This window comes from Gluconacetobacter sp. (assembly GCF_047721585.1).
Taxonomy (GTDB): domain Bacteria; phylum Pseudomonadota; class Alphaproteobacteria; order Acetobacterales; family Acetobacteraceae; genus Gluconacetobacter; species Gluconacetobacter dulcium.
In genome coordinates this window covers 25,222-36,063 of record NZ_JBDNXE010000032.1, presented here as the reverse complement: position 1 = coordinate 36,063, position 10,842 = coordinate 25,222, and the positions used below count along the sequence as shown (strand labels likewise).

The 10,842-nt window shown below is 65.8% G+C and carries 17 protein-coding genes; all 17 read left to right on the top strand.

The genetic code is table 11. The annotated features are described in order from the left end of the window. Positions 1 to 242, top strand: a 242-nt coding sequence (locus ABF821_RS08295) for a hypothetical protein (protein ID WP_415529692.1), incomplete at its 5' end; no start/stop codon positions are given. 13 nt (positions 243 to 255) lie between these two features. Further along, entirely contained in the window at positions 256 to 651 is a 396-nt protein-coding gene (locus ABF821_RS08290; RefSeq protein WP_415529691.1) for a hypothetical protein, read from the top strand. A gap of 66 nt (positions 652 to 717) precedes the next feature. After that, positions 718 to 1,338 (top strand): glycosyl hydrolase 108 family protein, encoded by a 621-nt coding sequence (locus ABF821_RS08285; RefSeq protein WP_415529690.1) that lies wholly within the window; start codon positions 718 to 720, stop codon positions 1,336 to 1,338. A gap of 76 nt (positions 1,339 to 1,414) precedes the next feature. Continuing rightward, positions 1,415 to 1,804 carry a hypothetical protein gene (locus ABF821_RS08280; protein WP_415529689.1) on the top strand — a complete coding sequence of 130 codons (390 nt, stop codon included), beginning with the start codon at positions 1,415 to 1,417 and terminating at the stop codon, positions 1,802 to 1,804. A 3-nt stretch (positions 1,805 to 1,807) separates the two neighbouring features. Next, the gene (locus ABF821_RS08275; RefSeq protein WP_415529688.1) at positions 1,808 to 2,116 is read left to right on the top strand and encodes a hypothetical protein; all 309 of its coding nucleotides are present in this window, start codon (positions 1,808 to 1,810) and stop codon (positions 2,114 to 2,116) included. Further along, positions 2,107 to 2,415, top strand: coding sequence for a hypothetical protein (locus ABF821_RS08270; protein ID WP_415529687.1), 309 nt, complete (start codon positions 2,107 to 2,109; stop codon positions 2,413 to 2,415). The genes ABF821_RS08275 and ABF821_RS08270 overlap by 10 nt, the downstream gene beginning before the upstream one ends. 21 nt (positions 2,416 to 2,436) lie before the next feature. Then, positions 2,437 to 2,985, top strand: a complete 549-nt coding sequence (locus ABF821_RS08265) for a DUF3486 family protein (RefSeq protein ID WP_415529686.1) — start codon at positions 2,437 to 2,439, stop codon at positions 2,983 to 2,985. Then, on the top strand, positions 2,982 to 4,550 hold the full coding sequence (locus tag ABF821_RS08260; RefSeq protein ID WP_415529685.1) for a hypothetical protein: 1,569 nt from the start codon (positions 2,982 to 2,984) through the stop codon (positions 4,548 to 4,550). The genes ABF821_RS08265 and ABF821_RS08260 overlap by 4 nt, the downstream gene beginning before the upstream one ends. Next, entirely contained in the window at positions 4,550 to 4,780 is a 231-nt protein-coding gene (locus ABF821_RS08255; protein ID WP_415529684.1) for a hypothetical protein, read from the top strand. Before ABF821_RS08260 ends, ABF821_RS08255 begins: the two co-directional genes overlap by 1 nt. After that, positions 4,780 to 5,136 (top strand): hypothetical protein, encoded by a 357-nt coding sequence (locus ABF821_RS08250; protein WP_415529683.1) that lies wholly within the window; start codon positions 4,780 to 4,782, stop codon positions 5,134 to 5,136. The genes ABF821_RS08255 and ABF821_RS08250 overlap by 1 nt, the downstream gene beginning before the upstream one ends. Then, on the top strand, positions 5,133 to 5,384 hold the full coding sequence (locus tag ABF821_RS08245) for an acyl carrier protein (RefSeq protein WP_415529682.1): 252 nt from the start codon (positions 5,133 to 5,135) through the stop codon (positions 5,382 to 5,384). Before ABF821_RS08250 ends, ABF821_RS08245 begins: the two co-directional genes overlap by 4 nt. A gap of 1 nt (position 5,385) precedes the next feature. Next, the gene (locus ABF821_RS08240) at positions 5,386 to 7,110 is read left to right on the top strand and encodes a DUF935 domain-containing protein (RefSeq protein WP_415529681.1); all 1,725 of its coding nucleotides are present in this window, start codon (positions 5,386 to 5,388) and stop codon (positions 7,108 to 7,110) included. Continuing rightward, a complete protein-coding gene (locus ABF821_RS08235; RefSeq protein ID WP_415529680.1) occupies positions 7,103 to 7,303 on the top strand; it encodes a hypothetical protein in 201 nt (66 codons plus the stop codon). Before ABF821_RS08240 ends, ABF821_RS08235 begins: the two co-directional genes overlap by 8 nt. Continuing rightward, the gene (locus tag ABF821_RS08230) at positions 7,296 to 8,546 is read left to right on the top strand and encodes a phage minor head protein (protein WP_415529679.1); all 1,251 of its coding nucleotides are present in this window, start codon (positions 7,296 to 7,298) and stop codon (positions 8,544 to 8,546) included. Before ABF821_RS08235 ends, ABF821_RS08230 begins: the two co-directional genes overlap by 8 nt. A gap of 130 nt (positions 8,547 to 8,676) precedes the next feature. Further along, entirely contained in the window at positions 8,677 to 9,195 is a 519-nt protein-coding gene (locus ABF821_RS08225; protein WP_415529678.1) for a phage virion morphogenesis protein, read from the top strand. A 210-nt stretch (positions 9,196 to 9,405) separates the two neighbouring features. Next, entirely contained in the window at positions 9,406 to 10,395 is a 990-nt protein-coding gene (locus ABF821_RS08220; RefSeq protein WP_415529677.1) for a phage protease, read from the top strand. Next, on the top strand, positions 10,395 to 10,838 hold the full coding sequence (locus tag ABF821_RS08215; protein WP_415529676.1) for a hypothetical protein: 444 nt from the start codon (positions 10,395 to 10,397) through the stop codon (positions 10,836 to 10,838). The genes ABF821_RS08220 and ABF821_RS08215 overlap by 1 nt, the downstream gene beginning before the upstream one ends. Positions 10,839 to 10,842 lie beyond the last annotated feature (4 nt).

Below are 10,842 nucleotides of genomic sequence, written 5' to 3'. Positions count from 1 at the left end.
AAAGAATGGCCGTGGTGACTGTCGGATATCGGGACTATGCTATGTCGATGTCGGATGCGACGGCGCTGATGGCGATTGCGCAACGCGCCAAGCAGGTCGAGCGTGACGATTTCCGCAGTCCGTTTTCACCGGTCGACGCCAACGGAGGTGAACCGTTCGTGCTGCATATGGAAATCGCGATGGTCCAGGCCAAGCGGTCGGTGATTCCCAAGAGTCACCGGCTGACATACGACGGTAAATAGGAGCTTTTCACGAATGGCGATCCGCCCCCCGCAACATATCGCATGGCTTGTGGAGCGCGTCGGTCAGGACGCGGCGCTGCAATTCATCGAATGCGCGGCGGGGCGAATCCTGTCTGTGCCGAAGGCGGCCACCGGTTCGCGGCTGGCGTCCCTGTATGGGGACGCCATTGCCGAGGCTCTGTCGGACCAATATGGTGGCAACAAATACGAGGTTCCGTCCGCTCGGGACTGGCGCATCCGGATATATGCGCTGATGGGGCTGACGAATGACGAGATCGCCCAGCGCGCGGGCGTGAGCAATTCGGGGGCGAGGAAGATCCTGGCCCGCGCCCAGACGGTTTCCGAACGTGCGGCGCGCATCGCACGGCGGTGCCGCCATTCCGACCCGGATCAGCTGCCTCTGTTCTGATCCCGGTGGCTGGGGTGGGAAACGTCTCACCTTAATGGCCCAGCTGCTGACCCATACGGTCGGCACATGCAGAGCAATTTCACGACAATCACCGACGGCACCGAGGCCCGCGAGGGCAAGTATTCGGGGCGGCGTGATGATCCGGGGAACTGGACGGGCGGCTGCGTGGGGCATGGCATGCTCGTGGGCAGCATGCGCGGCATTTCGGCGCCGACCATGGTGCGGTGGCTGCACGGCGATGTGCGGGCGGTGACGGTCGCAACCATGCAGGCCGTCACGCCGGAATTGTATCGCACGATCGCGGCGGCGTTCTACTGGCGTCCCCTTTCCTGCCAGAAGCTGCCGGCGGGGATCGACGCGATGGTGTTCGATTTCGGGTTTAACTCCGGAGTGCAGCGTTCCGCGCGCCTGTTGCAGGCGGCGATCGGACTGACCGGAGACGACGTTGACGGTGATATCGGCCCGCAAACTTTGCGTGTGCTGGCGGGATTGAAGCCGATTGCTATGGACGAATTCTCGTCCTGGGCATCGGCGCTGATCGGCAAGCTCTCCGTATGCCAGGAGGCTGAGTATCGGTCGTTTCGCGATTTCCGCGTGAACGGAAAAGGCTGGCTGGCACGCCTGGAATGGCGGCGTCAGCTGGCGCTGTCGTTGGCGCAGGCGCCGGGTGCCGCGCTCGCCCCATGACCTGTTTCGGTCATGCGGGCGCGCATGGTCGGGTTCCTGATCGGCGAGGACGCGGCGCCACCCTGGGGTATCCCTGATGTCCATCAAATGGTCTTCGTTCCTGCCGGGCCTGTTCGCCACGGCAAACACCGTCGCGGTTGCAACGGTGGCTGGCAAGCTGTCCGGCTACAACACGATCGCCCAGTCGGCGGTCAAGGCCGCCGTGACCACGGTCGATAACGGTATCGACCATCTGCGGTCCTCGTTCGACACGTTCCTTACCTCCAATCCGGTCGTCCAGTCCGCCGTCACCGAATTCGGGACGCTGGCGCAGACGGTCGGCCTGGACGTGCCGACCGAGGACCAGATCGTCACGCATGTGAAGGCGGCAATCTTCGATCTGGCCGGTTCCATCGTTCCGGCCTCGGTGCTGGCTTCGACGCCGGCCACGACCGTCGCCACGACCACGGCCGCCCCGGCGGCCTGATCCGTGGAGGCGATGATACCGGCCGGGACGGCAGCGCCGGTCCTGATGCCTGCCGTGCTGGTCCTGGGCGGGGTCGTCGTCATTCTGGGCATCCTGCTGACGTATGTGCGTCAGCAGGCGCTCCAGGAGCGGCATGGCGATCTTCATCAGCGCGTCACCAAACTGGAAGCGTCTGTCACCAGTATTGGTGAACGGTTTGACGGCCTGGACAGGACGCTTGAGGTGATCTGCCACGACGGCAAAGTCAACCGTGAGCTTCTGACACTGATTATTCGTGGGCACATGCCCGAGGGAAAAGACACATGTCCGTAGCATCGGTCGTGACTGAGGACCGGCGTCTGGTCATCCTGCGGTCGCTCAAGGAAATGGCCAATCATCAGCTGGGCGAAGACCTGATCCTGCGCGCGGTGCAGATGACCGGTCGCGATATCGATTTCGATCGTGCGCGCGGTGACCTCGAACATTTGGAGCGCGCAGGATGCGTCGGCATCGAGCGCCTGCCGCGTTCGGGAGGCCGGGAATTATGGCTGGTGCATCTGACACAGGACGGCCTGCGCGCGGCCGAGGGATTGCAGATCGTGCCGGGTGTCGCCCGGCGGACGATGTTCTGAGTCATGGGGAGGGCATCGTCAGTGGACAAGTTGCCGCCCGAGATCCGCGAGGAAATCAACCGGCTGCGCGACAAGGGGCACACGATCGACGAGATCGTCGCCAAATTGCGCGAACTGGATGTCGTGCATATCAGCCGATCGGCGGTCGGCCGCTACGTCAAGGCGCAGGCCAAGGTCGGAGAGCGCCTGCGCCGGACGCGGGTGATTTCCGAAGCCCTGATCCGCGAACGGGGATCTGAACCGCCTTCGCGGACTGCTCGCCTCAATATCGAGCTGATGCATACGGCGATCTTCGACATCTTTGGGCTGATCGAAGAGGGAAGCGAAGATGCCCTTGCGGATAAGCTGCGGGAAAACCCGAAGGCGATCCACGACATTGCCAAGGCCCTGGACCATCTTGGCCGAAGCGCGCGCAACGATCTGGATTACGAGCGCGAGCTTGAGGAGCGGATGGAGAAACGCCTGCGTCAGCAGGCCGAGAGCGCCGTGGCGGAGGTCGCCAAGCAGAAGGGCATTTCCGCCGACACTGTCAAAGCCTTCATGGAAGGCGCCTTCGGGGTGAAATCATGACAGAACTCGTGCCGTCCAGCGTCTTCCTGCAATACCAATCGGCCACGCTGGACGCGATCTGGAACCACAAGGTGGTGGTGGTCGAGAAATCTCGTCGAACCGGGCTTTCGTGGGCGGCGTCGTTCATTGCTGACCTGTTCGCCGGCATGGACCGGTCAGCCGGCGGCATGGACGTGTTCTACATGGGCTACAATCTGGAGATGGCGCGCGAGTTCATCGACTATTGCGCCGAGCATGCGTCCATTCTTCAGGGTGTCGCCGTCAAGGTTCAGGAAAGCCTGTTCCACGATCCGGACAAGCCGGAGAAAGACATCAAGGTCTTTCGCATGGATCTGGCGTCTGGCTTCAAGGTCCTGGCGCTGCCGTCCGTGCCGCGTGCATTGCGCGGCATGCAGGGGCTGGTGATCCTGGACGAGGCGGCGTTCCATGACGATCTGGCGGAACTGCTGAAGGCGGCGCTGGCACTGCTGATGTGGGGCGGAAAGGTGCTGATCATCAGCACCCATAATGGCGATACCAACCCGTTCAACGTGCTGGTGCAGGATATCCGGGCCGGCCGGAAGCCCTTCCGGCTTCTGCGCATCACTTTCGACGACGCACTGCGTGACGGGCTGTATCACAAGATCTGCGCCAAGGATGGCTCGACCTGGTCGGCGGAACGCGAGACGGCATGGCGGCAGGAAATCATCGATTTCTACGGTGACGCGGCCGACGAGGAATTGTTCTGCATCCCGTCGCCGTCCACTGGCAGCGCGATCCCGCTGGCCCTGATCGAGGCCCGCAGCACGCCCGTCCCCGTCCTGCGTTGGAGTTGCAAGACCGATTTCGCACTGCTGCCCGACAATGTGAGGGAAGCGGAAGCCCGGCGCTTCTGCGAGGTCGAGCTGCTGCCGCATCTGTTGGCGCTGGACCCGAAGACCCAGCATGCCCTGGGCAGTGATTTCGGGCGCAGCGGGGATCTGTCGGTGTTCTGGCCTCTGGCGATCGAGCGGAGTCTCCTGCGTCGCACGCCCTTCCTGGTCGAGTTGCGCAATGTGCCGTTCGAACAGCAGAAGCAGATTCTGTGGTTCATCCTGGACCGTCTGCACCTTCTGCGTGGCGTGAAGATGGACGCGCGCGGCAATGGCCAGTGGCTGGCCGAGGTGACCGTGCAGCGATACGGCGCGCGGGTAGAGGCCGTGATGCTGTCTGAAGCCTGGTATCGGGACAATATGCCGCAATTCAAGGCCGCATTCGAAGACGGAATGCTGACTGTCCCAGCCGATATGGAAGTCCATGACGATCTGCGGTCGTTGCAGATCGTGCGCGGCGTGATCCGTATTCCCGAGGGCCGTACGGCCGGCCGCGATGGCAAACGCCACGGCGACGCCGCCGTCGCCGGCGCCATGGCCTATGCCGCCAGTCGGGCCGATCCCGAAATCTACGAATACACGCCCGCGCCATCGCCTTTCGCGATTGAAGGGCGGCCGTCGGAGCGCGGCGGCTGGCCGATCGAGGACGAACTGGCGGCAGAGCGCGCCGGGGTGCGGATGGACAACATGGGATTGCGGGGAAGCATTTACTGATGAATTACGCGGCACCGATTGCGGCGGTTCTGGTGCTGGGCGGTCTGCTTGGCGGGGCTGTCTGGTTTTCCCGGCTGTCGGCCAAAGCGGAGAAGACGCGGAGCGAGGCACGGGATCTGGCTGACGCTAACGCCACCACGGCGACAGCAGTGGCCATGACCAACGCGGCTCTGAACGCCGCTCCGACCGATGCGGCGCTGGATGCGCGTCTTGAGGCGGGCACGGCGTGATGTTTCGCAAGATCAAAGAGTGGTGGCGCAACCGTGAGCCGATCCCGTTGGATGGGCATGGTGTGCGTCCCACGTCGCCCAGGCCGCTCCCCGTTAGGCTGAAAAGCGCGCGCGACGAGCCTGTCAGGCGCCGCGCACCCCGAAAAATCGTGATCGTGGTCACGCTGGTCTCTGGGTGCGCTCGTTCTCCGGCCCTGAAACCCGTCTGCCCGACTCTGATTACCTATTCAGCGGCCGATCAGAAGGCTCTCAAGACCGAATTGGATGCCCATCCCGAACTGACGGAAGTGCATCGCTGGCTGCGCGGCTATGTCGGCCTGCGCGACCAGTCGCGGCAATGCGCGGTGGCGCGATGAGCAGCCGGATCGCCAAGCGGGTGCGCCGGATCGTCGCGCGCCAGGTTGGATGCACGCATCGGGCGGTGTCGGTCGAGGCCGAACTGGACGCGATGGGGCTGGCGCAGATCGATCGTCTGGAGATCGTCCTGGACTGCCAGCGCCGGTTCGGCGTGTGCGTCGAGGGCGAATTCGACTGGCGGACAGTGGCCGACATTATCGCGTCCGTCCGGCATGGCGTGGATTTCCAGGAACGGGAGGCCGCGTGAGATGGCCGGATTGATCGATCAGTGGGGCAACCCCCTGGAGCCGAGCGTGCTGACCACGCCCGTCGCCACCCCGACCGTGGTGGGCATGCGGCCCGCGGTGACGCCGACCGCGCTGCTGCCCGGGTTGGACCCCGCGCGGCTGGGCATGCTGATGCGCGATGCCGACCAGGGCACGAGCTGGGCCTGGATGATGCTGGCCAGCGAGATCGAGCGGCGCGACCTGCACACGCTGGGGGTGCTGAACACCCGCAAGCGCGTCATTTCCCAGTTGCCGATCACGGTCGAGGCGGCGAGCCCGGACCCGGAACACGAAAAGCATGCCGCATTCATCCGTGAGTGGCTGAAGACCGGGGTGCTGAAACGCCGGCTCTATGACATGCTCGACGCCATCTCGAAGGGCTATTCGGTCCTGGAGATCGAATGGATTCTGGAGCCGGGGAACAACCGGCCCGGCAATCTGCTCTTTCGCCCCCAGAAATGGTTCGAGGTCGATTATCGGGATGGCGAGACGATCCTGATGCGCTCGCAGGATCTACCGCCCGCGACGTCGCCGATCGATGGCGCGCCGCCGGTGGCCGGGCTGGCGAACATTCCGCCCGAACGATTCCTGATCCATCGTCATCCGAGCTGGTCGGGCCTGACGATCGAGGCGGGCATGATGCGCGCGGTAGCGTGGGCAGTCATGTTCAAGATGTTCACGATGCGGGATTGGGCCGTGTTCGTGCAGAATTACGGGCTGCCCATGCGCGTCGGCCGCTATGGCCCCGGTTCGTCCGTCGAGGATCGTGAGGTGCTGTGGCGCGCGGTGACCGATATCGCGGGCGGCATGGCCGCCATCATTCCCCAGGGCATGGCAATCGAGTTCCCCGAGCCGAAATCGTCGATCGGTGGCGCCGACCTGCATGAACGGCGCCTGCGTTATCTGGACGAGCAGATCAGCAAGGCCGTTCTCGGGCAGACCGGCACGACGGACAGCAAGCAGGGAGCGCACGCCTCGTCGCAGACCCATCGGCTGGTCCAGGAGGATATCGAACGCTCCGATGCGGGGCTGGTCGCGGATACCGCCAACGAGCAGCTGATCGCCCGCATGATTGCCTTTACGTTCGGCGAGCAGCCGGGCGGATATCCTGTGATCAGCATCGGCCGTCCGGACGAAGCGCCGACCAAGGATGTCATCGACGCGATCCAGTGGGCCGGTCCGCAGGGCTTCAAGGTGCGTGCCGATGACCTGCGCGAGCGGCTGAACCTGAAGCCGCCGCAGCCGGACGATGAAATCGTGGGGGGCGTGCTTGCGCCTCCGCCACCCGTGCAGCCCCCGCATGATCTGCCAGCGACCGTCCGGCCGCCTCGGCAGGTGCCGGGCCGAGCCGCCGGCGCGACGATCCGGACGCCGCCCGCAGACGATTCCGCCGTGCATCTGCATACGCGGCTGGGCCGCGTGCTGGAGCGGCATGCACGGTCGGCCGGCCCGAACGTCATCCAGCTGATGACCGCGCGCACCGCGCAGGAGGCGTCGGCGGCGATGGACGGCATGATGGACACCGTGCGCGACGCCATGATGCACGCGACCGACATGGATGATCTCCAGCGGCGTCTGGAAGGATTGCATCTGTCGCCTGATGCGTTCGCCGATGCGATGGCGCAGGCGATGATCGTGGCCGAGCTGGTGGGCGAGTCCGAGATCCTGGACCAGGTGCGCGACGGGAAAGGTTCGAACAATGGCTGAAGCCCGTTCATTCGATGATGCTGTCACCATCGTCACGATGTTCCGTGAGGCGGCCGAGGCTGAACGGGAATCCGCAACCGCTGTCGGTCGCATCGGCGAAGCCTGCCTTGCGACGGTGCGTGAGGATCTGGCCCGGCGCATCCTGATCGCGTTACTGGGCGCGGAACCGGCACCAGATCTGGTCGATGCCTGACGGCGGCACAATCAGCGCAGTCGGCCTGCCGCCCCGCAAGGCGATCGCCTATTTCCGGCAGAAGGAAAACGTCAAGAGCGCCCATTGGGACGAGCTTTGGCAGGAAGCGCATGCGCGCGGCTTCACGGTCGCCGGCGCCGCCCAGGACGCGCTGCTGGCGGATTTCCGCACGGCGGTGGACAAGGCGCTCGAACAGGGCACGACGCTGGCCGAGTTCCGCAAGGATTTCGACCGCATCGTCGGCAAATATGGCTGGCAGTATCACGGCACGCCGGGCTGGCGTTCGGAGATCATCTATTCCACCAACCTGAGCACCGCCTATTCGGCCGGTCGGTATCGGCAGATGGTGACGCCCGAGGCGTTGGCCATCTATCCCTACTGGCGGTACCGGCACCACACCTGCCCGCACCCGCGACCGGAGCATGTCGCCTGGGACGGGCTGATCCTGCGTGCCGACGACCCGTGGTGGGATACCCACTACCCGCCCAATGGCTGGCGCTGCCATTGCACGGTCGAGGTGGTGTCGGAGCGCGACCTGACACGGAACGGCTGGACAGTGTCCGACAGTCCGGCAGTCGAGATGCGCGACTGGCGCAATCCGCGCACGGGCGTCGTCAGCCAGGTGCCGGCCGGGATTGATCCCGGCTTCGCCTACAATCCTGGAAAAGCCTGGGCGCAGCATGAGGCCACGCGGGCGGCGCCGGCATCGTCCTTTCCGCCGGGGCAGGATCTGGGGCCGCATCGGCCTGCCGCGCCCGCGCATCCGGAGCCCTCCCGGCCGGGCGTCTCACACCCGGCGCCGCTGTCGGACGCACAGAAGCGGCACGCGCAGGCGAGCGCCGTCACGTCGCTGCTCGATGCGCCTGTCGGCACCGTGGAGGCGGGCACGCTGCCGGAGGATGTCCGCCATGCCCTGGGCAGCGACACCGCGTCGGTGCGGCTATCCGGCGAGACGGTCGAGAAACAGCAGCACCATCACCCCGATCTGACCGAGGAGGATTATCGCGCGTTGCCGGAGGTGCTGGGCCGGCCGGACGTGGTCGCGCGGCAGAGCGATACGCACATCCTGCTGTTCCGGAAGCTGAAGGCGATTTATCGCGCCGTCATCAAGCGCACGCGCGACGGCGGCGAGAATTATCTGGTGTCGTTCCATCGGACCCGGCCCCATGCCGTGCAACAGGCGCTGGCGAAAGCCGAGATCCTGCGCGGCGTGATCGACGATCTGACGGATGCGGGGGAATGATGCGTGCCGGTGGGGCCTCCCGCAGAACCCCATGCGAGCCGTCCACGAGGGACGTCCTACGGCAGGGAGAATATCACCGTTTCTCCGGCACGCAGATGCAACATAGCCATTCCGGGGGGAAATTTCCACCATGGCGATGCTGACGATCACCGGCAGCACGACCCGCATGCGCACCGCCCTGCTGGGGATCGGGGCGATCGGGCGCAATCTGGAGCCCGTGCTGGAGGCCGCGTCGCTCGGCCTGGTCCGGAACGTGCATCAGCGGTTCGAGGCCGGAGAAGATCCGGACGGCCGAAAATGGGCCGATTACGCGCCGTTGAATCCTGTCTACGCCCTGACCAAGGAGGGACCGTCGATCCTGATCGGCATGGGCGGGTTTCGCTCCGGCCTGGCTGGAAGCATCACGGGCCAGGCGCGCGGGAATGTCCTGGTCATCGGATCGAACAAGATCTACGCCGCCGTGCATCAGTTCGGTGCGATCATTCAGCCCAAGGATGCGCGACAGCTTTCGTTCAGCATGGGCGGGCGCCTCTGGCACTTGGACAGCGTGGAAGTGCCGGCGCGTCCTTACCTCGGATTTTCGGAGCGCGACCACGAGACGGTGGTGGATGCGCTGGAGCTGTTCCTGGCCGCATCCATGCGCGGATGACACCTGCGGGTGCGGTCTGGCTTTTAAGAGGGCCGTAAGAGCGTTTAAGAGGGGGTAGCGCGGGCTTTCCCGTCTCGCCTGTCCGATTTACTGTCGGAGCGCCCCGCGCCGCTGTGCGGCGAAATTTCCGGGCATGTGATTTTCGGGGCCGGAGGGGTGGGAACCGTCTCACCTTAATCGTCGGTAGTCGATGTCCGACGATGCGTCCCGATGACGCTGCTCCATTTCCATACCATGCTGCCCGACAGCGATGCCAGTGATCCGCCCGCGTGGATTCACCTGCTGCCGACCGGTGCCTTCAAGGGGATCGACGGACGGGGGCCGTACCGTGTCGGGGACGCTTCCAGTCTGATCACCAACAGCATGCAGTCGGGTGGCGGCAAGCTGACCGTTGACGAGAATCATTCCACCGACCGGGCCATGGTCACGGGCGGCCCGGCGCCGGCCGTGGGCTATATCGTCGAGATGCAGGAGCGTCCCGACGGGATCTGGGGCCGCATGGACTGGACGCCGCCCGGTGTCCAGCTCTGGCGGAACCGCGCCTATCGCGGCGTATCCCCGGCCTTTGCCGCCGACCCGGACGGACGGGTCACGCGCCTGGCGCGTGCCTCGCTGACCAACACGCCGAACCTCAATCTCACATCGCTACACAGTCAGGAGCCGGGGATGACCCCAGAGCAACTCCGGACGGCGCTCGGCCTTGCGGCCACGGCGTCGGACGATGACGTCACGCGCGCGTTGGCCGCCGCCCGCGCTTCTCTTTCCCTGCACGGCCAGGTCGCGCAGGCGCTGGGGCTGGAGGCATCGGTCAGCGCCGAGGCCCTGGTCACCGGCCTGACGGCGCGGGTCGAAACCTCGACGCACAGCGCGTCGGCCGATGTCGCGGCACTGCGCACCGAGGTTACCGGCCTGCGCACCGAACTGTCGCGGCGCGATGCCACGGCCGCCCTGGACAAGGCGGCGCGGGAGGGCGCGGTGATCAGCCAGCCGCTCCAGGCGCGGCTGCTGTCGCTGCATATGGCCGACCCGGCCGCCGCCGAGGACATCATCGCGGGGCTGCCGCGCATGCCCGGCGCGCCGCACCTGCACACCATCCAGCCCGACGCGGCCCCGGCCGACGTCATCGACAGCATGGCCGCCGCCCTGGGCAACGACCCCAGCGCCGTTCGCTCCGCCATGCGCAAGGAGCCCGTCACCTGATGCTGACCGCCGATCGCACCCTCATGCGGCGGCGCACCGCGCTGCTCGCCGAATTCGCGGCGCCCGTCGCCGCCGGATGCGCCGTCTATCGCGGCTCGATTGCCGCTGTCTGCCAGGACGGCACGCTGGTCCAGGCCGGCGTTGCCGCGCCGCCGTCGCCGATCGTGGGCGTCCTGGGCATCGCCGCGCATCAGCAGATCAATCTGGCCAACGCGCCCTCGACCGACGGCTTCTACGGGCCGGGCATGGTGCATTGCGAACGCGGGGCCTGGGCGCTGCCGTTCGACGTGGCGCCTACCTGGGCGTCCCTGGACGCAGCTGTCTACGCGGTCGACGACGAGACCGTGTCGCTGACGCAGACCCCCGAGGGCGGAAGCGCCCGCGTCAAGGTGGGGACCCTGACCGGGTTCGACCTCGACGGCACCCCTTACGTTCAGATCTGAGGGA

Bases quoted from the DNA above. Each gene is read 5' to 3' on its own strand.
- ABF821_RS08290 (WP_415529691.1), top strand. From the start codon at position 256: ATGGCGATCCGCCCCCCGCAACATATCGCATGGCTTGTGGAGCGCGTC.
- ABF821_RS08285 (WP_415529690.1), top strand. From the start codon at position 718: ATGCAGAGCAATTTCACGACAATCACCGACGGCACCGAGGCCCGCGAG.
- ABF821_RS08280 (WP_415529689.1), top strand. From the start codon at position 1,415: ATGTCCATCAAATGGTCTTCGTTCCTGCCGGGCCTGTTCGCCACGGCA.
- ABF821_RS08270 (WP_415529687.1), top strand. From the start codon at position 2,107: ATGTCCGTAGCATCGGTCGTGACTGAGGACCGGCGTCTGGTCATCCTG.
- ABF821_RS08260 (WP_415529685.1), top strand. From the start codon at position 2,982: ATGACAGAACTCGTGCCGTCCAGCGTCTTCCTGCAATACCAATCGGCC.
- ABF821_RS08255 (WP_415529684.1), top strand. From the start codon at position 4,550: ATGAATTACGCGGCACCGATTGCGGCGGTTCTGGTGCTGGGCGGTCTG.
- ABF821_RS08250 (WP_415529683.1), top strand. From the start codon at position 4,780: ATGTTTCGCAAGATCAAAGAGTGGTGGCGCAACCGTGAGCCGATCCCG.
- ABF821_RS08245 (WP_415529682.1), top strand. From the start codon at position 5,133: ATGAGCAGCCGGATCGCCAAGCGGGTGCGCCGGATCGTCGCGCGCCAG.
- ABF821_RS08240 (WP_415529681.1), top strand. From the start codon at position 5,386: ATGGCCGGATTGATCGATCAGTGGGGCAACCCCCTGGAGCCGAGCGTG.
- ABF821_RS08235 (WP_415529680.1), top strand. From the start codon at position 7,103: ATGGCTGAAGCCCGTTCATTCGATGATGCTGTCACCATCGTCACGATG.
- ABF821_RS08230 (WP_415529679.1), top strand. From the start codon at position 7,296: ATGCCTGACGGCGGCACAATCAGCGCAGTCGGCCTGCCGCCCCGCAAG.
- ABF821_RS08225 (WP_415529678.1), top strand. From the start codon at position 8,677: ATGGCGATGCTGACGATCACCGGCAGCACGACCCGCATGCGCACCGCC.
- ABF821_RS08220 (WP_415529677.1), top strand. From the start codon at position 9,406: ATGACGCTGCTCCATTTCCATACCATGCTGCCCGACAGCGATGCCAGT.
- ABF821_RS08215 (WP_415529676.1), top strand. From the start codon at position 10,395: ATGCTGACCGCCGATCGCACCCTCATGCGGCGGCGCACCGCGCTGCTC.